This is a genomic window from Domibacillus mangrovi, assembly GCF_001906925.1.
Taxonomy (GTDB): domain Bacteria; phylum Bacillota; class Bacilli; order Bacillales; family Domibacillaceae; genus Domibacillus; species Domibacillus mangrovi.
Map to the genome: position 1 here is coordinate 1 of NZ_MRWQ01000002.1, position 18,952 is coordinate 18,952.

General features: G+C 38.0%; 20 protein-coding genes and 1 pseudogene. 9 read left to right on the forward strand and 12 right to left on the reverse strand.

Annotated elements, in window-relative coordinates; translation table 11 throughout:
- Positions 1 to 233: 233 nt before the first annotated feature.
- Together BLL40_RS02745 and BLL40_RS17960 are read left to right on the forward strand one after the other, a co-directional pair.
- Positions 234 to 629 carry a hypothetical protein gene (locus BLL40_RS02745; RefSeq protein ID WP_073710398.1) on the forward strand — a complete coding sequence of 132 codons (396 nt, stop codon included), beginning with the start codon at positions 234 to 236 and terminating at the stop codon, positions 627 to 629.
- A gap of 136 nt (positions 630 to 765) precedes the next feature.
- Positions 766 to 888: a hypothetical protein gene (locus BLL40_RS17960; RefSeq protein ID WP_281247232.1), complete on the forward strand. Its 123-nt coding sequence runs from the start codon at positions 766 to 768 to the stop codon at positions 886 to 888.
- Here the strand turns inward: BLL40_RS17960 and BLL40_RS17690 are convergent.
- Positions 859 to 972 (reverse strand): annotated as a pseudogene (locus tag BLL40_RS17690) (nitroreductase family protein); the annotation flags it as partial. The gene BLL40_RS17960 and the pseudogene BLL40_RS17690 sit on opposite strands and share 30 nt — an antisense overlap.
- A gap of 265 nt (positions 973 to 1,237) precedes the next feature.
- Between BLL40_RS17690 and BLL40_RS02750 the strand changes: the two are divergent.
- A complete protein-coding gene (locus BLL40_RS02750) occupies positions 1,238 to 1,468 on the forward strand; it encodes a hypothetical protein (RefSeq protein WP_073710399.1) in 231 nt (76 codons plus the stop codon).
- A gap of 144 nt (positions 1,469 to 1,612) precedes the next feature.
- Here the strand turns inward: BLL40_RS02750 and BLL40_RS02755 are convergent, their stop codons facing one another.
- Positions 1,613 to 2,362, reverse strand: a complete 750-nt coding sequence (locus BLL40_RS02755; RefSeq protein WP_073710400.1) for an NADPH-dependent oxidoreductase — start codon at positions 2,360 to 2,362, stop codon at positions 1,613 to 1,615.
- Between the two features lie 557 nt (positions 2,363 to 2,919).
- Positions 2,920 to 4,089, reverse strand: coding sequence for a glucose-1-phosphate adenylyltransferase (locus BLL40_RS02760; protein ID WP_073710401.1), 1,170 nt, complete (start codon positions 4,087 to 4,089; stop codon positions 2,920 to 2,922).
- Between the two features lie 363 nt (positions 4,090 to 4,452).
- On the opposite strand from BLL40_RS02760, the gene BLL40_RS02765 reads away from it, so the two are divergent.
- From BLL40_RS02765 to BLL40_RS02785, 5 genes are all read left to right on the forward strand, one after another.
- Positions 4,453 to 4,842, forward strand: coding sequence for a thiol-disulfide oxidoreductase DCC family protein (locus BLL40_RS02765; RefSeq protein WP_073710402.1), 390 nt, complete (start codon positions 4,453 to 4,455; stop codon positions 4,840 to 4,842).
- Positions 4,843 to 4,983: 141 nt separating this feature from the next.
- On the forward strand, positions 4,984 to 5,142 hold the full coding sequence (locus BLL40_RS17060; RefSeq protein WP_143180078.1) for a YfhD family protein: 159 nt from the start codon (positions 4,984 to 4,986) through the stop codon (positions 5,140 to 5,142).
- A 29-nt stretch (positions 5,143 to 5,171) separates the two neighbouring features.
- The gene (locus BLL40_RS02770) at positions 5,172 to 5,360 is read left to right on the forward strand and encodes an H-type small acid-soluble spore protein (RefSeq protein WP_073710403.1); all 189 of its coding nucleotides are present in this window, start codon (positions 5,172 to 5,174) and stop codon (positions 5,358 to 5,360) included.
- 101 nt (positions 5,361 to 5,461) lie between these two features.
- Positions 5,462 to 6,184, forward strand: coding sequence for a hypothetical protein (locus BLL40_RS02775; RefSeq protein ID WP_143180079.1), 723 nt, complete (start codon positions 5,462 to 5,464; stop codon positions 6,182 to 6,184).
- A 567-nt stretch (positions 6,185 to 6,751) separates the two neighbouring features.
- Entirely contained in the window at positions 6,752 to 8,164 is a 1,413-nt protein-coding gene (locus tag BLL40_RS02785) for an FMN-binding glutamate synthase family protein (RefSeq protein WP_073710404.1), read from the forward strand.
- A 154-nt stretch (positions 8,165 to 8,318) separates the two neighbouring features.
- On the opposite strand, the gene BLL40_RS02790 is transcribed toward BLL40_RS02785, so the two are convergent.
- Together BLL40_RS02790 and BLL40_RS02795 are read right to left on the reverse strand one after the other, a co-directional pair.
- Entirely contained in the window at positions 8,319 to 8,819 is a 501-nt protein-coding gene (locus BLL40_RS02790) for a thioredoxin domain-containing protein (RefSeq protein WP_245797881.1), read from the reverse strand.
- A 343-nt stretch (positions 8,820 to 9,162) separates the two neighbouring features.
- On the reverse strand, positions 9,163 to 10,905 hold the full coding sequence (locus tag BLL40_RS02795; protein WP_159434181.1) for a methyl-accepting chemotaxis protein: 1,743 nt from the start codon (positions 10,903 to 10,905) through the stop codon (positions 9,163 to 9,165).
- 225 nt (positions 10,906 to 11,130) lie between these two features.
- Here BLL40_RS02795 and BLL40_RS17965 point away from each other — a divergent pair, with 225 nt between their 5' ends.
- Positions 11,131 to 11,262 carry a hypothetical protein gene (locus BLL40_RS17965; protein ID WP_281247228.1) on the forward strand — a complete coding sequence of 44 codons (132 nt, stop codon included), beginning with the start codon at positions 11,131 to 11,133 and terminating at the stop codon, positions 11,260 to 11,262.
- A gap of 371 nt (positions 11,263 to 11,633) precedes the next feature.
- On the opposite strand, the gene BLL40_RS02800 is transcribed toward BLL40_RS17965, so the two are convergent.
- From BLL40_RS02800 to bioW, 7 genes are all read right to left on the reverse strand, one after another.
- Positions 11,634 to 12,272: a nitroreductase family protein gene (locus BLL40_RS02800; RefSeq protein WP_073710406.1), complete on the reverse strand. Its 639-nt coding sequence runs from the start codon at positions 12,270 to 12,272 to the stop codon at positions 11,634 to 11,636.
- An 84-nt stretch (positions 12,273 to 12,356) separates the two neighbouring features.
- Positions 12,357 to 12,785 carry a MarR family winged helix-turn-helix transcriptional regulator gene (locus BLL40_RS02805; protein ID WP_073710407.1) on the reverse strand — a complete coding sequence of 143 codons (429 nt, stop codon included), beginning with the start codon at positions 12,783 to 12,785 and terminating at the stop codon, positions 12,357 to 12,359.
- A gap of 478 nt (positions 12,786 to 13,263) precedes the next feature.
- A complete protein-coding gene (locus BLL40_RS02810) occupies positions 13,264 to 14,484 on the reverse strand; it encodes a cytochrome P450 (RefSeq protein ID WP_073710408.1) in 1,221 nt (406 codons plus the stop codon).
- Between the two features lie 47 nt (positions 14,485 to 14,531).
- Positions 14,532 to 15,236 carry a dethiobiotin synthase gene (bioD, locus tag BLL40_RS02815; protein ID WP_073710409.1) on the reverse strand — a complete coding sequence of 235 codons (705 nt, stop codon included), beginning with the start codon at positions 15,234 to 15,236 and terminating at the stop codon, positions 14,532 to 14,534.
- Entirely contained in the window at positions 15,233 to 16,405 is a 1,173-nt protein-coding gene (gene bioF, locus BLL40_RS02820; protein WP_073710489.1) for an 8-amino-7-oxononanoate synthase, read from the reverse strand. Before bioF ends, bioD begins: the two co-directional genes overlap by 4 nt.
- Positions 16,395 to 17,753 (reverse strand): adenosylmethionine--8-amino-7-oxononanoate transaminase, encoded by a 1,359-nt coding sequence (bioA, locus tag BLL40_RS02825; RefSeq protein ID WP_073710410.1) that lies wholly within the window; start codon positions 17,751 to 17,753, stop codon positions 16,395 to 16,397. The genes bioF and bioA overlap by 11 nt, the downstream gene beginning before the upstream one ends.
- Positions 17,734 to 18,519 carry a 6-carboxyhexanoate--CoA ligase gene (gene bioW / locus BLL40_RS02830; protein WP_073710411.1) on the reverse strand — a complete coding sequence of 262 codons (786 nt, stop codon included), beginning with the start codon at positions 18,517 to 18,519 and terminating at the stop codon, positions 17,734 to 17,736. Before bioW ends, bioA begins: the two co-directional genes overlap by 20 nt.
- Between the last annotated feature and the right edge of the window lie 433 nt (positions 18,520 to 18,952).

Consider the following 18,952-nt stretch of genomic DNA (forward strand, 5'->3'; position numbering starts at 1 on the left):
GTCATTTGTTATAGATGTGTGACAGATTCTGATCCTTGTGTTGACGGATTCTTTAATAGTGCTTTTGTTAGCGCTCTAGACGTGGCAAGCACTGCAACTACTCCTTGTGAAAATACTGTAGTATCACTTACCGGTACTATCACTCTTCCAACATGCTAATATGACCGTCACTTTTCTAATGCCCCAACACAAGGAACGACCAAGTAAAAACTAAAGTAAGGGGGGAAACCAAGATGAGTAAACTATCTTCACCTAAATCATCAAGTAAAAGCTACTATTCGAGAAGCCCCGCTAAAGCAAGGAGAATAGTTAGAAGGTCTTCTGGCTGTGGATGCGGGGGGAAAAAACCAGCAAAAACGACAGACAGCCAAAATCAAACAAAACCAACGTCGGCCTCACTATCATTACCTGTATTAGAGACTCATGAAACAAAGTCTAGTTTGAAACTCCAAACACAGCTTCCAAAACATTACGGGGACCAAAGTAAATCTACTCCAAATACAATTAAAGAGAATTCAAAATTTTCAAAAGAAACAACTGTTCAACCCTCAGGGACTGCTGAACATTCAAGCTGGTTAAAAAACATCGCGGGTTGGTTTAAAAAATTTCGTCAAAAAAGTATGATTTAAAACAGGCATTTTCTACTTGTTATGAACTGTACCCCAAATGGTGGACACTTAAAAAAGTCCCTATTTGGGGCTTTTTGTGTTTTGGCGAAAAAACCCGTTTATAATGAACATAACAAAATGAGTAGAGGACATGAGCATGAGTAAAAGGATATTCAATGAATTTCAAATACGGCAGCTGGAACACAATCCGAATGTGAAACATGTTTCAGAAGGCTCTATTTCCTATCAGCCTGATTTTAAAGTAATCAATTTCTTTTAGTCTTCCATCAGATACTCGTACCTCTTTGTTAATCCCATAGTAAGAACGTCTTTCTTGAATTGCCGTGTAAAATTCTTTTGTCATTCCATTCTTTCCCTCTGAAATGTTTCCGCTTAATTATTTTTTAATGTATATATCTTACATTCAAAGTGATTTCAAACTGACAAAAAGAGCTTGTCAAATCATCTATCTCCATAATATTTAACAAATAAACTTCAAGGTCAAACTATGTCGCTATTTCCTATGAAACTACTAAAATGGATAGCCTATTTCACTAAGAGTAGAGTATTTGGATCATCATGTGGTAAAATGGAATTGTGAACAAAATGGACAAACTGGGGGTATAAGGATGACTGAATATGAAAAAGCAAAGGTCCACTTAATTGAAAAATGGATGAAGTCTCGGGAATTGGACAAGCAGCAGGATGATGAATTCAACAAAGGAATAACATATGGGATGCTCTCTGGGCTCCACTCCATTTGCTACCAGGAATTTTTGACGCGTCCAGCAGAAGAGAATTGGTTGGTGTTTGAAGAGTGGCTTCAACAAGAAGTCATTCGTCTCAAGAATAAAGGATAAAAACTTGCCTTGAATGATCGTAAACAAGGCGAAAGAAAAGGATAGATCAAAGCCGAACACATCCGCTTTGATCTATCCTTTTTCGCACTGCCTATGACCTCATCTACGGGCAGTAAGACCCCACTTTTTAACATACTTCTGTTTTCACCAATATGTAAAACCTTGTTTTTTTAACGCAGGAGGCACATTTTTTTCGTATGCTTCAAAGCCGGTATCGTAAAAAGCTGCTGTTTTTTCGGACCAATTCGCCGACTCTTTTCCATCCGTTCGCTCGCTTAAATAGCTGCTATACGTCGTATCATATTTATTTATGTCACGTTGTACATGTTCTTTATCGTACTTTTCCTTATGGTGAACTGCACGAATGGGAAGTCTTGGCTTCTGATCTGGCAGGCCCTCTGGATGCCCCACTGCAAGTCCCGCCACAGGAAAAACATACTTAGGCAAATCTAGCATTTCAATCACTTTTTGAGGATCTTTACGAATCCCTCCAACGGGAACAATGCCTAGATTCATTGATTCAGCAGCCGCTATCGTATTCGATAACGCAATGCCGACGTCTGTCGATCCAACAAGCGCAAATTCAATATTATGGACGATTTCCAATGGTCGATTGTTTATTTCTGCTGCCAGCTTTGCCCGGTAAAAGTCTAAGCAAAAAACAAAAAAAACAGGCGCTTCCTTTACCCATGTTTGATTGCCTGCGAGAATCGACAGTTCATGTTGCGTTTCTTTATTTTGGATTTCAATAATCGTCACTTGTTGTCCATTCGCCCAATTCGGCGCTGCCATAGCCGCTCTCATCATGACATCGATTTGATGTTCCGTTACAGGTTTTTGTTGAAAATCGCGAACCGAACGATGGTTGTTCAACACATGAATGACTTCGTTCATGTTATGCTCCTCCTTTCATAATCTACACTCGTTACCATATCGAAATGTCAAACATCCGAAATATTGCAAGTGGGGCGTTTGCGAAAAGAACCTATGGCTTTGCAATAGGCTCTTTCTTTTTAACGTCTGAAACGTCTCCTTCTTTAAGCTCCATTGAGTACTTTTTCAGCGTTCCCTATCCACCGTATTACCTTTATTCAACACCGTGCCTTCTAGATAGATCCAGTACAATTGCTTTATAACCTATACCCTCACCTCAAAAATTCGGATTATGTACTAAAAATATTAACAGCCCACCCTCTATAAGAACATAGGCTCCTGACAATTTCAATTATTTTCCCTTATTCCATTTATGCTCATTCTAAAATCTTCATAGTAAACAATCCTTTCCTCATACATATGTTTTTCAAAATAAGATAGCTTATCCAGAAAAACGTAAAGTTCATATAGAGAAGTTTTGTTTCTTTAAACGGCGGGGAGGGAAGCATCATGTAAAGCCCGGTCCATCCTCCAAGATGAAACGAGCTTTGAATGATGTAACATAGAGTAGCAAGATGTCATCCGCTTTTTTCTTCATACTCCGCCATTTCCTGTTTATGTGTTATTAAGAAAGCCTCTGTGATGAGCAATATATCAGCTGAATCATTATAAATTACTGTATTTTCCGGTATTTGAAGGTTTTCCATTACAATCGCTCGTTCAATAATAGAGCCACGTCCAATCTGTGCATTTGGCATAATAACGGAATCTTTCACAAAAACGTCTTTTTCCACTTCAACACCTTGGGACACAACCGAATGCTGAATTTCTCCATCAATGATACACCCTCCAGTTACAAGCGAATGGGTGACAACCGCGTTATATCCCATCATTTGCGGCGGCTGATTGGAATGTGCCGAATAAATGCACCATGAAGGGTCATATAAATCCAATGTCTTTTCTCGGTCCAGCAAATCCATGTTTGCTTCCCATAAACTTTTAAGCGTTCCAACGTCTTTCCAGTATCCTTTAAATGGATAAACAAACAATTTCTTATGATCCGTAAGCATTGCCGGAATCACATCTTTGCCAAAGTCATTGGTTGAATCTGGATTATGAGCATCCTGTTCCAAATATTTTTTCATTACGGACCATTTGAAGATGTAAATACCCATTGAGGCAAGATTGCTTGCCGGGTTTTTCGGTTTTTCATCAAAACGCGTCACGCGATAAGAATCATCTATCTTCATAATGCCAAAACGGCTTGCTTCCTCCCACGGTACCTCAATAACAGATATCGTTGCATCTGCTCCTTTCTCCATATGATAATCAAGCATCAAATCATAATTCATTTTATAAATGTGGTCACCTGATAAAATTAAAACATGCTCTGGGTCATATTGTTTTATATAATCAAAGTTTTGATAAATGGCATTGGCCGTACCCGAATACCATTTCACTTCAGATGAATTAGTGTATGGTGGAAGAACCGTTACCCCGCCATTACGGCGGTCAAGGTCCCATGCACTGCCTATACCGATATATGTGTTTAACACAAGTGGCTCATATTGAGTTAAAATGCCGACCGTATAAATTCCTGAATGGGCACAATTGGATAGTGGAAAATCAATGATACGATATTTCCCTCCAAATGGCACCGCTGGTTTTGCTATGTGTTCAGTCAATTGTTCTAATCGGCTCCCCTTTCCTCCCGCGAGGAGCATTGCTATACATTTTTGTTTAGTCATGTTGTGAGTTCTCCCTTTTTATCTGCTATAATAATGCCTAATACATCGTGTTCAGTATTGGTACTTTTATCATTGACAAGGTCTAAAAGTACTCATGTCTTTTAGCTTACCCTATTTAAACCATTGTAGACCCGTTATCATTTACATATTTATTCCACTCTTGTTGATCAATTGTTTTTTGTTTTTTATTTTTCAAGTATAATGGTGGTTCCTTCATTTTAATTTTCAAAAGCCTTTTTTATAAAGGGACAGCTGGTTAACGTAATCGTATAAGGTAGAGATTTACGCCCTGCTCTTACATACTCAAAAAGGACCTTCTAAACAAGATGATGATCCTATACTACTTTCTTTAGGAGGAATAAAATGAATTTGATCATTTTATTTGATGGCGAATGTAACTTTTGTGATTCGAGTGTACAGTTCATTATAAAGCGGGATCCGAAAGGACTTTTTCACTTTGCTTCCCTTCAAAGTGAAGCAGGCCAAAAATTGCTAAAGAAGCACAATATTCCTACAGATATAGACAGTATGGTTTTAATGGAGAAAGAAAAGACGTATTATAAATCGTCTGCCGCGCTGATGATTTGCCGCCATCTACAAGGAGCATGGAAATTATTTTATATCTTTATCCTTATTCCAAGCCCAATTCGGCATATCGTCTATGATTGGATTGCCAAGAATCGTTATAAATGGTTTGGGAAAAAAGAAAGCTGTATGCTGCCACCACCAAGTAGTCGAAAACGTTTTTTGTGAAGATTTAATTAGAACGATATTGATCCATAAATAAGTACATATTCAAGAAGAATCCACTAATAATTTTATTTCTTCTTCTCATACTATAAAAGCGGGAATACCCGCACCCGACGTTCATTAAGCAAAAGGAGATGACAGAATATGGGGAGAGATGGGAATAAAAAAGGCAACCGCAATAAAAATTCGTTGCCGCAAACACCAAAACATTCAAAAATTCTTCCAGACCAATTAAATGAAGAGTTTTCCACTGAGCTGACTGGAATCACTAACCGGGATCGAAAAAACGCACGAAAAAAATAAAGTGCTGTTACGCCTGAGGAGGGGATCGTATGGAATTAGTACGAGCAAAACAAATTGTATCTACTCCATCATCCAATGTGGAAGTTCAATTTAATGGTGTTTCCGTCTGGATTGATGAAGTTCATGAAAATGGGAAAACAGCGACTGTCCATTTACGCGGGCTGGGGGAAGAACGGACTGAAGTAGGTATAGAAGACCTGAAAGAAATCACATATTAAACGACGCAACAACCATCCTGTATGTTAAATTGGATGGTTGTTTTTCATCATTCAAATCTACATAAGAAGGCCCTATTCACAAGTGCAAAGGAGTGTTTTTCTTGATGTATAGCGATATTGTCGTCCCCATTGAACATCCGGGTATTTTATCTGGATATAAACAGGTTCATGTCCAACCTTATATGTTTGATCATCCAGTACGATTTACTGTTTACCGTCATCAAACACATTCTCATTCCGTGATGATGGATGACAAGAAACAGTGGTATTTCGCTATTCGCTGGGAATGCAACACATTGACCGACGTTAAATACACCCGGCACGTTCACCGTCCTTCTTATGTGGACGTAAACACAACGTTAAAACTTGCCGATTATTTAGCCAATTCGGGTTTCACGTCTCAAATGACTGATTTTGATAAAGCATTTGTCCATACAACCGTATTTGCCGATAATCTGGATAATATCTCGTTAAGTAAGCAACTGCGAATCGCAAATGCCGATGGAGAAGATGATCCAGCTGTCATTCAGACCGTTCACTTCATTGAAAACACATATAACAGCCAGCGGACCCGTTTTTTATCCGGATTTGAATCCTATTCCATCGCCACCATTACGGAAAACCGCTATTATTTGCAGTACATTCACTTGCCCGCTGCCGCGTTTCTTCATTTGCAGTATTTCGTTTATTTTCAGCAATACGCGACCATTCCTTCCAAACAAATGATGGCAAAACTGCTCGGAAACTTGTGGGCCTCTACACAAGCGATGAACAGAAATTGGAATCAATCGCTCTTAACGATTGAAAACATTGAAATACGTTAATGTCTTTTCTTTTTAAAGCCTTTTCCCTCTAATCAAAACACGCGCTCAAGAATTTTTGATAAACGATAAACCTTTGTCAACGAGAGTACTACGGAGATGATGTTCCCCTTTAAAGGGATCATCAACTCACCTTTCCGTTCAATCAATGTCATCTTTCAAACATTCCTTAATCGCTTTTAACGTCAACGACACCTGACAGATTAAATAAATAATTAAGACGATTGTCCATACCTCTGCCTTATTTGTAAAAAATCGCATGAAAACATACTCAACCGTTTCTCCAAATTAAAGAATTTATTAAGAAACTGCGGAAAATAGCAAACAGAGTTCCGATTCGTATAAAAATAGGGACAGGTGGCATAATTGAAGAAAACATTGATCATTTAATTGATTTGGATGTTACTTATATTGCGATTGACATTGGACGTTTTTTCAAAATAGTTCATTTATTTAAGTGTCTGTGCTTGTAATGAAAACTTTTTCTTTTTCATTATATGACCATGGCTTTATGACTTAATAATAGGAACGATCTATGTATGAAATTTATGTAATTATGGAGAAGTGATTATGCCAAACATATTATTTTATTTGACGTTTATAATGATATCCATATTATTTGTCCTAGCTTTATTTATGCTTGTTTTTTGGCGTTGGATTATGAAACAAATAGTGAAGAAAGCTGGAAAAATCACTTTAACCGACAGCTATCAAGAAAATATTATGGAGTTAATGCCAGGGCTTCGGCATATGGGCATTCAAAATATGCTGGAAAATAGCTTGCGTGCGCAGACAGGTAATGTCCTTTTTCGCCCGCTTGGTGGCTCTTCACAAAAATGGCCGCACCTTGATCAGATTACATTTATCCCTGCACAGACGGAACCATTTCCCATTGATGGTAAAGAAGATGTCGATATACAAATAACCATTGGGCCACTAGCAAAAAAACCAATGCCAATAAAAATTCCGCTTATGATCAGCGGGATGGGCTACGGGGTTGGACTAAGTGAACAAGCAAGGCTTTCTTTAGCAGAAGCAGCAAAAAATGTAGGAACCGCGATTAATTCTGGTGAAGGCGGAATTTTGCCAGAAGAATTAGACACAGCTGGAAAATATATTTTACAGTTTTCCAAAACAAAATGGGCAAAGGATGTTGACATTATCAAGCGTGCTGACATGATTGAAATTAAGTTAGGACAAGGTTCTGTGTTCGGGATAGGAAAGAAAATCCCACCTAAAGATTTAACAGGTCCGGCTCGTGAAACAATGGGGCTTAAGGAAAATGAAGATGCAGTGATTTCTGAGCAATTTTATGAAAATCAAACAGTAGAAGATCTTACAGCACTTGTTGAGAAACTCCGGAACCTATCAGGTGGTGTTCCTATCGGGGTGAAAATAGGGACCGGGGGGAAAATTGAAGAAGATATTGATCATTTAATTGAAATGGGTGTCGATTTTATTGCGATTGATGGTGGACAGGCAGCCATGAAAGAGTCACCGCCTATTTTAAGTGATGACTTTGGAATTCCAACATTACATGGAGTTGTTCGGGCGGTTAATCATCTCGAAAAACGAAAGCTCAAAGGAAAAATTAGTTTAATTGTCTCAGGGGGACTTTTAGTGCCTGGACATTTTTTAAAAGTACTTGCACTCGGGGCTGATGCCGTATATTTGGGCTCCTCGATGTTATTTGCTGTCTCACATACTCAGTCCTTGAATCCCATTCCATTTGAACCACCTACACAAGGTGTCTGGTATAACGGAAAATTCAAGGATCAATTCAAAGTCGAAGATGGGGTTAAGTCCGCAGAAAAATTCTTAACTTCATGTACAGAAGAAATCGAAATGGCCTTAAGAGCGATGGGAAAACGCTCTTTAAAAGAGTTGTCTAAAAAAGATTTAGTATCCTACGATGAATTGACGGCTCGAATGATTGGAATTCCATTTTCATTTGAATCTTCGGATAGTAAGGGGATAAAGTGACTATTTGATCAGATACCGACAAACCTCATAAAGTGAAACTTCATTCAGTTGGGGGTTAGGTTCACAGGATGGGAATCATGCAGACGTTGTCACAGGACGTGACGATCTTAGTCTGCGTTCCCCGCTATCCCCCACTGAATGAAAGGGTAATGAGTTATACGATTTTACTAACGATTGCCGCCTCGATTTCCGCTTTCAATTCATCTGCAGATAATTCTGTAGGATATTGATATTCTTTGTTATTAATAAAAACAGTAGGCACCATTTTCACATTTCTGCGGATGGCCTCTGCCGTTACCTTTAAGCTGATTTCGATGTTTTGCGGTTCTTCTTTTAATTGATATTTTTCCGCTAACACATTTTTGATTTCCTGATTATTCAATTGGTCCCATTGTCCTTGTGTTTCAAATAATTCCTTTAAGATTTCTTTTACACGCAATGGATTCTCATAATCAAGGAAGAGGTTGATTAACGTTCCATTTAACAGCATTTCTCTCGGCTTATCATAATGTTTGACAATGAATTCAACTTGTCCCTTGTCTAAATAGTCTTTTAGCACCTCTTCCGCAATACCAAAAAATGTGGCGCAATAAGGGCACGTTAAATTTAAAAATACTTCAACCTTTACAGGCGCCTCTTTCTGTCCAAAACTCAATTGTGTATTCTCCATCTCTCTCACTCGCTTTCCATTATAATTTAATTCTTATTTTACAAATCATAAGAATTTATACAAAAACTAACAACAATGAAATTGTAGAATATTCACTGTTTTTTAATAATAACATATAATTCCGATCAAAATAAACATTCGTTCCGTTTCGATAAACTACCTTATTTAAGGTTACCTATGTTCCCTGCCGACACTTATTCCTTTTCTCTATCCATTATTTTTCATACAGTTTTGTATTCTTTTATCTGTAACATTCTTATAAACCTATGTGTGACAGCGGGCGCCCCCGCCAGATGTATCGCGGAATGTCGGTATTTCATTGTAGATATTAATTAGCATCTATTTCTTCGCTCAATTTAAAGTGACCCACAGAATGATTTAACTCCTCAGCTAAATGGGCAACAGATGTAAAGCGTATTACAATCTCATCCATGACACTTGTTGATTGTTGTACAGAGGCCGATGTCTGTTCAATACCCGCTGAAGATTCTACAGCGATTGAAGCTACATGATCCAATGACTGATTAATTTCTTCACTTTGTTTAAAGATCAACTTTAAGTATTCTGAAATTGATTGTACCTGTTTTTGTATGTCTAAGACAGAATGATTGATTTCCTCAAATGTTCCTTTTGTATTTTTTACTTTATCTGCTCCTTCCACTACTTGCGTAAAGCTTTGTTCCAATACTTGTATCGTTTGACTTGATTCATGCTGAACACCTTCAACAATCTTGACAATGTTTTCAACCGATCCAGTTACTTGAGTGGCTAATTTTCTTACTTCCTCCGCTACAACAGCAAACCCTTTACCATGTTCTCCTGCTCGTGCAGCTTCTATCGCAGCATTTAATGCCAGCAAATTTGTCTGATCTGCAATGTCTTGAATCATCTGAACTAACGCTGAGATTTCCTTAGATTGTGCATCTAATCTTCTTACTTTATCAATTGATTCAATAACTTTTTGATGAATCGTATCCATTTGTGTTTCATATTCATTCATCAAGTACGAACCGTTCTTCGTAAGTTCCATAACGTTTCTTGATGATCGATCAAGCATTTCCCCTTCACCCGTTGCTTTTTGTAGTTGATGAGTAATATCTCCCATCATTTCTGATACTTTACTTGTAGAATCTGCTTGGTCGTCTGCCTCTTTTGATAGTTGCTGCATTGTAACGGCAATTTGCCAATTTCCTTCTTTTACCTCGTTTGTGTTTTCTAATAATTGAGAAGAGGCGTTCACTAATTGATCAGAGCTGGAGTGTATGCTAGAAATAATCTTTTTTAAATCATTTGCCATCTGGTGAAATGAATTAGTCAACACACCGATCTCATCACTTCTTTTTGTTTTTAGTCTAATAGAGAGATCTCCTTCGCCGATCAGTATAACTTTTCTTGATAAGTCTTTTAAAGGCTTAACTAAATAGTAAGAAAAAATATAGACTATAATCACGCTAACGAACAAAATAAGGATCGTTGTTTGAATGCCTTTTTTCTGATTTGCGGCCATTGAATCATACACTTGCGCGGCGTCTAAGTCTGCTCCTAAGATTCCAATGATTTCACCAGAAGTAGATTTTAGTGGAACATATGTAGTAATAAGAGCTCCATGTTCCTCTGTATTGGACATTTCAATTTGTACAGTCCCTGTTTCAAAAGCATTAATGATCTTTGGATACTGTTCTACATTTTCTTTTTCCCCCATTTGTGATGCGTCTGCATCATCCATCGGCAGGCCATCTACCATATAGAAGTACTCATAGCCCTTTTCAGTCTTTTCACGAGCCATTGTAAATAGATAAGTTAGCCCAGTATTTTCCCGTAGACTATTTAATTCTTCGCGTAATTCTTTGTAGTATGTCGTTTCACCGGTCTCTAATGTTATTTCTTGCTGATACTTAGTTGGATCTATTAATTTCACTGCTTGCTGAGCAATTGTACCTGCCATTCCACTTAAAGAGTCCTTCACTAAACTAACAGAGGAAGTGTAACTTGAATAGGAAATAACTATACATGATAACAAAATAATTGATGAAAAGATGAAAATCATTTTTAAATGTAAACTTTTTTTCACTGTAACGCCCCCATATATAAAAAGTGTTAAATTATGTAAATTAAAAATAAATCTCATTCAATTAAACATATTTATACATTTTATTATAACCTAATACCTAGTTATATACTATTATAAAATAACATCCGTGGTAATTATCCAGTAGTATCCTAAAAAATAGACAAAAAAGCACCTCTCTTGTAGATTGTAAGTACGACCAAACAATCTAAAAAAGAAGATGCCTCTATGAAACAAATTACCGCTTTCTTAACATTGCTTCAAAAACGGATGACCGATGATCAAATCGCTAAGCTAAAAGAACAGCTTGGCTATGAAGATACAGCACGTAAATGTAACTTGAATACAGCTGTATTTTAATTGTGCCTGTTACATATAAAGTGAAACTTCATTCAGTGGAAGGTTAGGTTCACAGGATGTGAATCATGCAGACGTTGTCACAGGACGTGACGATCTTAGTCTGCGTTCCGCTCATCCCCCACTGAATAAAAAGGAACTCAGGTAAAGAGCACCGCATCCTCTTCATTCAGTGGGGGTTTTCTTCATCCCCCACTGAATAAAAAAAGAACTCAGGTAAAGAGCACCGCATCCTGCGGCAATACCTGAGTGACCGGCTTCAGCCGGCCCGAACCAATCGGGCTTTTACGGACAGTTGATCCCCCGCTTATTCTTCTTTTCTTTTCGTAGTCTTGAAGCGGGGATCTTACTGCCCGTTAATGCGGGATAAAAAATCACTTCCATTGTGCGACTTTATCAATCGGAAGACGAACGGAGTTACGGCCTTTATCTGCTGCTTTCCCGATTGAAATTAGCATAACTGGAACGTAGCGATCTTTATCTAATCCGAAAGCTTCTGCTATTTGGTCTTTTTCATAACCGCCTATTGGATTTGTGTCATATCCATAAGCACGGGCTGCAAGCATTAGTTGCATAGACACAAGACCACCATCAATTAGAACGACCTCTTTCATCTCTTCTCGTGTGATCGTTTCGTAATATCCAGAAATTGAAGCTAATATATTTTCTTTTACTTCTAAAGGCATAAGCCCTGTCTCCACTGCTTTACCGTAAATTTCTTCAGCATTTTCAAAATTGTTCATATCGCCAAATACGGCAATTACGGCAGATGATGTTTCGACTTGATTGTGGTTGAAGCGAGCAAGTGGTGCAAGTGTTGCTTTTCCCTCAGGACTATCAATCACAAGGAAGCGCCATGGTTGCATATTAATTGAAGATGGAGCAAGTGTTGCTACTGTAAGTATTTCTGTCATTTCTTCACGGCTAATTTTTACAGATTTATCGTAATTTTTAATTGAATGGCGTCCTGTGATAATTTCTTTGAAGTCATTTGTTTTTTGTGCTGTAGTCATGGTTGATATTCTCCTCTTTTTAACTTTAAATAGTTTAATGATGAAGCTATTTTCATTTCAATTTGTAACTATGCAAGCATTAAATTAGACTTGGCTTATATTATTTTGAATACGTGTCAGCATATCCATTAACTCTTGACGTTCTTCTTCTTTAAAATCTTTAAACACGAGAGTGACGAAACGAGCTTTTTCAGCTTGATAAGAATTAATTTTTTTGCGACCATGATCTGAAAGACAGACGAGAGTAAACCTATTATCCTCTGGATTTTTGCGTCTTAAAATCATCTCCACCGCTTCAAGTTGCTTTAAATGCCTGGTAATCGCAGCGCTGTCAATGTTGACCTTTTTTTGAAGTTCTGTTTGACTAATTTCATCAACTTGATAAAGCTGTTGTAAGATATCATGTCTTGATTGACTCATTCCAATACAACTTTCGAATTTTGAACTAATCTGTTTATTGATGCAGTACAATGTATATAAAATAGAAGCTTCCTCAGAACACGAATTCGTCAAGAAATATCCTCCTTTTCATACGTTAGAATTATAATTGATACATCAATAGTTGATGCATCAATTAATATACTCTCTTCCATATAATAAATCAAGTATTTTGATTTTGCCTTATGTACAAAAAAGAGCCCTCAATGTAGTTAAGGACTACATCTATATTAAAACTCCACGATAGAAGCCGCTATTTCAATGGATCTCTACACTTATCTGGACAGAAAAATAAGGTCACGTATACTTGACCTAAAACAAATGAGAAGCCCATATCATGACCAAGCAAGAATACCATTTAGGGTTAGAGAGTAAGGTCAGATTTGGGAGAGCTTTCACTCCCTTCATTTGTTCGTTTAAAATAAAAAAGAGCTTGTTTTGAAAAAAGTTTGTTCAAAACAAGCTCTATAAATAGATTAATGAAGGAAAATAAGTTAATATTTAGGAAACATTCAAAATATTTTCACCATTATATTAAACTGTAAATCCTACCTTAGTCAAAAGTAATGGACAGTTCTTCTAGTGACCTAAAACCGGTAAGTTTTCGCCACTTTGGATCCAGAGTAACTAGTTGAAAGTTAGAGAATCGCTGCAGGAGTGTATGAATAGCAATTTGTGCTTCTATACGCGCCAATGAAGAACCTAAACAAAAGTGACTGCCGTAGCCAAATGCAAGATGAGGATTAGGATTCCTCGTTATATCAAGTACATTAGCATCAATGAATTTTTTTGGATCACGATTGGCGGCACCTATAAAGATGTATACATGTTCATCTTTCTTAATGGTCGTTCCATTCAGCTCAATATCTTCTGATGCCATACGGGCTGTCATCTGTGTTGGGCTCTCATATCGTAAAAACTCCTCGATTGCTTTTTCAATAAATGATGGATTTTCCTTTAGCTCTATTAGTTGCTCAGGGTGGTTCAATAAGGAAAGGATCGAATTGCTAATGAGATTTACTGTCGTCTCATGCCCTGCAATGACGAGTAAAATACAGGTTGCCAGTAATTCCTCGTCTGTTAATGTGTCACCCTGCTGTTCCTCTTTAATCAACATACTAATGAGGTCATCTTGAGGGTTTTGTTTCCGCTTTTGAATCAATTCTCTAAAATAAACGAGTAACATCTTGGTTGTATCGTTACCGCTTGCTAACGCCTTTCTCGATCGTGTAAAATCAATTGTTTGAATTAACGTTACAGTCCATTCTCTAAATTGATGCCGCTCTTCTGCTGGTACTCCTAATACTTTAGCTATAATGAGGCTAGCTAAAGGAAACGCAAAATCCGACACAATATCCATTATTTTCTTATGCTGTACCTGATTAAGTAATCCATCAACCGTTTCTTTTATGTAAGAACGATAGTATTCTACAACTCCCTTGGTAAATACTTTACTGACCAGCATACGTAACCGCTTATGATCAGGTTGATTTTTAAAAAGCATCATGTCGTTCTGTATATGTTTAAGATGTTCATATTTTTTTGACGTCTGAGGCAGCGGGATACGATTTTGAAATCTCGTATCTTTAAGAATCGCTACCGCTTCTTCATAACCAGTTACATACCATCCCGGATATTTCAACGAATTTCCCCAGCATATAGGATTAACCGAACGTAGCTTATCATAAAATGGATAAGGGTTGTTTAAAAACTCAGGAGAAGTAAGTGAACTTTGGATTGTTTTCAATGCTTCTAAATGTAAACCGTTTGTCATTTCTTTCCCCTCATTATGTTATTTTTACTAATGTGCTCTTCAACTATTTAATTAATTTTCGCCTTCATTTGATTTAGTAGAAATGTTACATCCACATGATCATTTACCATTTTTCGAATGTTCAGTTTTGTTATCTCTTTAAGCTTAGGTGTGATACCTATAATGGGCACACCGCATAATTCTTCAATTACGTTCGGGTTTGTTTTTTCTGCGAGGTCGGGATGATCGCTTATTCCATTTATCACAATTCCAGCAATCGTAAGACCGATACTTTTTGCGTATTGAACAGTTAAAAAAATATGATTGACCGTACCGAGATTAGGTCGAGCTACAATAACAATTGGGAGATGTAAAGCTTTAATTAAATGACTGACGAGGAAATTTTCACCTAGCGGCACTGAAATACCACCAGCACCTTCTACGATGAAGTATTCGTGTTTTCCTTTAATCTTTTCCCAGCAGCGCAATACATCTTCAATTCTAACTTCATTCCCTTCTAGCTTCCCTGCCACGTACGGAGCAAGCGGCTCCTTGAATGCAAAAGGAGTAATGTCTTCATAGGTAAGAGCCGTTTGTGACGATTGCTTTAGCAAGCTTGTATCGCTTTCTGGATGATCTCGCGAAATGCCACTTAACAATGGCTTAAATACCCCAACATCCATCTTTTTCTCTTTTAATACCGCTGCAAGTCCACAAGATATCATTGTTTTCCCTACCCCAGTATCCGTTCCTGTTACAAATAAACCCTTCATTTAATTATGTTCAACTCTTTTCCAATTAAATTAAATGATTCTAATAAATAATCTATTTGTTTAAATTGATGGTCCGTGGTGACCGTTAACCGAATACGACTTTCTCCTTTTGCTACAGTTGGCGGACGAATAGCCGGTGCATATATTCCTTTTTCCTGTAATCTGTTCGCAAATGTTACAGTCTTTTGGGTATCCCCAATGATCACTGGAATAATCGGTGTATGCCCTCCCTTCACGGTATAACCTATTTCTTCTAAACTCGTTTTTATTTGTTTTACTTTTGATAGCAACAATTGACGCTCTTCTTTACTATGTTCAACAATCTCCAAAGCTGCATACGAAGCAGCACAGATGGATGGCGGGATGGCGGTTTGATAGATAAACGTTCTAGCATTGTTTAGCAGAAAATCAATGAACACCTTCGAACCAGCGACAAAACCACCTTCCGTGCCAATGGCCTTGCTTAGAGTGCCTATCACTACATCTGGAAAAACACCAAAATATTCACTAGTTCCCCGGCCGTTCTCACCTAAAACACCTGTTGCATGTGCATCGTCAACAATAACGAAAGCATCATAGCGTTTAGCAAGTGACATAATCTTATCAAGCGGCGCAATCGTTCCATCCATACTAAATACTCCATCTGTTACAATAAAACGGTGCTGATAAGATCCTGTTTCTTTCAGTTTTTCTTCCAGATTCTCCATATCAACATGGTTATAAATGACTGTTTCAGCTTTTGATAGACGGCAACCATCGATTATACTCGCATGATTTAATTGATCACTTAAAAGTACGTCCCCTTTTTCAGGTAAAGATGACAGTACACCAACATTCGCTAAATAGCCGCTTGAAAACAGAAGGGCTGCTTCCGTTTGTTTAAAGCTCGCGATTCGATTTTCGAGTTTTTCGTGCCACTTAGAATTTCCTGTCGTTAACCTTGAACCGCTGCTGCCTACTCCAAACTCGTGCAGTACCGTTCCTGCTGCATTGACCAATCGTTCATTATTCGCCAGCCCTAAATAATTATTTGATGAAAAGACAATTTGCTGCTGACTATCTATACACATCTCAGGTCGGGGAGCCGTATTCATTGTTCGTAACGTTCGATGCAAACCAGCCTCTTTCGTCTTATCTAATCGTTCGTTTAACCATTTATCAAACTTCAGCACGTGTTACCTCATTTGTTACCTCAATGATGGCTTCTTTCATGATCGCTACCATTTCTTTTAATTCTTCCCTCGTACTGACAAGCGGGGGCATAAAGACAATAACATCACCGAGTGGCCTCGTTAACATACCAAGCTCTCTCATCTTTAAGGTAACGTGATAGCCTACTCGTTTTTTAGCAGAAAAGGCTTCTTTTGTTTCCTTGGAGTGAACGAGCTCGATTCCACACATAAAACCGAGTTTCCTAATATCGCCCACATGAGGGAGTGGTTGCAGCTCATGAAGGAGTAATTGAAGATCCTCTGCTTTTTCGGCTACTTGTTCCACGATTTTTTCACATTCAAACAAACGTAAATTTTCAATGGCAACCGCACATCCGAGTTGATTTCCCGTATAAGAATGGCCGTGGAACAAGGTTTTTAACTTTTCGTAGTCATCATAGAAGGCCATGTAGATCTCCTCTGTTGTAAACGTTGCAGCGATTGGTAAATAGCCTCCTGTAATCCCTTTCCCAGCTGCCATCAAGTCTGGCTGCACACCCTCATGTTCACAGGCAAACATTTTCCCGGTACGGCCAAAGCCCGTCGCAACTTCATCCACAATCATTAAAACATCATATTTTGTACAAAGCTCACGTACACCTGCCAAAAAACCTTCTGGCATAATAATCATACCGGCAGCCCCTTGCACCATCGATTCAATGGATAGCGCTGCTATTTCTTGATGATTTTTAATAAGCAACTGTTCAAGTGCAACTAAACATTCGTCGCGACATTGTGCAGGATCGCCACTTTCTGAGTGATATACGTAAGGTATTGGTGACTTAAAACTTTCAAACATTAATGGTCCGTATACATGATGGTAAAGGTCAATTGAACCAACACTTACAGCGCCAATCGTATCGCCATGATAGCCATTTTGCATCGCAATAAACTTTTTTTTCTCTGGCTTCCCTATGTTCTTCCAATATTGAAAGGCCATTTTTAGCGCAATCTCCATTGCTTCTGCTCCACTATCTGAATAAAAGACGCGTGTCAATTTTTCAGGAGTGATTTCAATTAATTTTTCAGCAAGCTCCGTTGCTGGAACATTTGTCATGCCTAACAATGTGGAATGAGCGATTTTTTCAAGCTGTTTCTTAATCGCATTATCTAATTCCTTTTTACGATGGCCATGTACATTGAGCCAAACAGAAGAGAATCCATCATAATATTCCTTTCCATAAATATCTTTTACTTTAATGCCATTTCCACTCTCAATAATTAAAGGATTTTCATCGTAATCTTTCATTTGAGTGAAAGGCAGCCAAAGATGCTTTTTACTTTTTTCAATTAATTCTTTTGTCATCCTCTTCCTCCCATTGAACTAAAATAGTCTCTTTTTCTAGATAGTGTATGTATTCCTTCAGATCTTCCAAGCAATCAACGAAGAAAATTCGACAGCCTCGTTCATCTCCGTATTCTTTCAGCTTAGTGATACGTTGATAGCCTAACTTTTTACTTGCAACATACCCTGTTATATATTCAGGGTCATCTGACCAGCATAGTTCTGCGACAGTAGCTGGATGCTCACTTACCTTTGTTGCAAGCACAAGCGCCTCTTTCACTCTCAAATTTTTAGGATTATTGTAGTAGTCAGCCCATTTTTCAAAATTAGTGTTCAACCAGTCCATTCTGGAAACACGTACGCCCTTTTCTTTCCGATCATCCATTCGTTCACCTGAATGAACATCAATCAATAGGGCGCCCCTAATGCCTGAACATTCAGTCATATGTTTATACGCTTTTTCAATGATTTGTTCCTGAATACCAGCCTTCTCCAAGAGTCGCCAAGACAATGCTTGTCCTATTTCTACGGATTCCACTTCATTTGACTCAATTTGTAACGGCTTAACCCGTTTTATAGGCTCGTCAATAGCTTCAAACTGAATCTGCATAAAATCTGGTTTTCCCCTTGAATGAGTTAAGCCCTTTTCCAATAAGGCATTCACCGCATGTCTCATATCGCTAAAAGTTGAAAGTATTTCCCCGCCAGAAATATGTTTCCCCCCCTGCTCATGAGATCCATTCTTGGCAGCTCTCATTCTAACGCTATAATACTTTTCCTCTTGCATACCTTTTATCTCCCCCCTTACATTTGTTTCAACGTCCTTATTAGTGAAATAGCCGCACTCATCTTATAATATCTATAAATCGTACAATATTTAACGATCTATCAACCAAATGGTCTGCTAACAGGCTGCTGTAAATAGCTACAAAAAAATCGAAACAATTATCTAATTAATCGCGGATACTCCCCTTTTTCAGCTACCTGTCTCTAATTAAGTAAACCTAAATAAATAAATGGTTAACATAACTTTAATATTCTTCACCTATTTTGTCAACATGGTTACTAAATCAGACGGTTCTGATGCATAAATCATGGCTCGGTTGATGTATAAATAAAGTGAAACTTCATTCAGTGGGGGTTAGGTTCACACGATGTGAATCATGCAGACGTTGTCACAGGACGTGACGATCTTAGTCTGCGTTACGCTATCCCCCGCG

Coding starts and splice junctions, on each gene's coding strand:
- BLL40_RS02745 (WP_073710398.1), top strand. CDS start 234: ATGAGTAAACTATCTTCACCTAAATCATCAAGTAAAAGCTACTATTCG.
- BLL40_RS17960 (WP_281247232.1), top strand. CDS start 766: ATGAGTAAAAGGATATTCAATGAATTTCAAATACGGCAGCTGGAACAC.
- BLL40_RS02750 (WP_073710399.1), top strand. CDS start 1,238: ATGACTGAATATGAAAAAGCAAAGGTCCACTTAATTGAAAAATGGATG.
- BLL40_RS02755 (WP_073710400.1), bottom strand. CDS start 2,362: ATGAACGAAGTCATTCATGTGTTGAACAACCATCGTTCGGTTCGCGAT.
- BLL40_RS02760 (WP_073710401.1), bottom strand. CDS start 4,089: ATGACTAAACAAAAATGTATAGCAATGCTCCTCGCGGGAGGAAAGGGG.
- BLL40_RS02765 (WP_073710402.1), top strand. CDS start 4,453: ATGAATTTGATCATTTTATTTGATGGCGAATGTAACTTTTGTGATTCG.
- BLL40_RS17060 (WP_143180078.1), top strand. CDS start 4,984: ATGGGGAGAGATGGGAATAAAAAAGGCAACCGCAATAAAAATTCGTTG.
- BLL40_RS02770 (WP_073710403.1), top strand. CDS start 5,172: ATGGAATTAGTACGAGCAAAACAAATTGTATCTACTCCATCATCCAAT.
- BLL40_RS02785 (WP_073710404.1), top strand. CDS start 6,752: ATGCCAAACATATTATTTTATTTGACGTTTATAATGATATCCATATTA.
- BLL40_RS17965 (WP_281247228.1), top strand. CDS start 11,131: ATGAAACAAATTACCGCTTTCTTAACATTGCTTCAAAAACGGATGACC.
- BLL40_RS02800 (WP_073710406.1), bottom strand. CDS start 12,272: ATGACTACAGCACAAAAAACAAATGACTTCAAAGAAATTATCACAGGA.
- BLL40_RS02810 (WP_073710408.1), bottom strand. CDS start 14,484: ATGACAAACGGTTTACATTTAGAAGCATTGAAAACAATCCAAAGTTCA.
- bioD (WP_073710409.1), bottom strand. CDS start 15,236: ATGAAGGGTTTATTTGTAACAGGAACGGATACTGGGGTAGGGAAAACA.
- bioA (WP_073710410.1), bottom strand. CDS start 17,753: ATGACAAAAGAATTAATTGAAAAAAGTAAAAAGCATCTTTGGCTGCCT.
- bioW (WP_073710411.1), bottom strand. CDS start 18,519: ATGCAAGAGGAAAAGTATTATAGCGTTAGAATGAGAGCTGCCAAGAAT.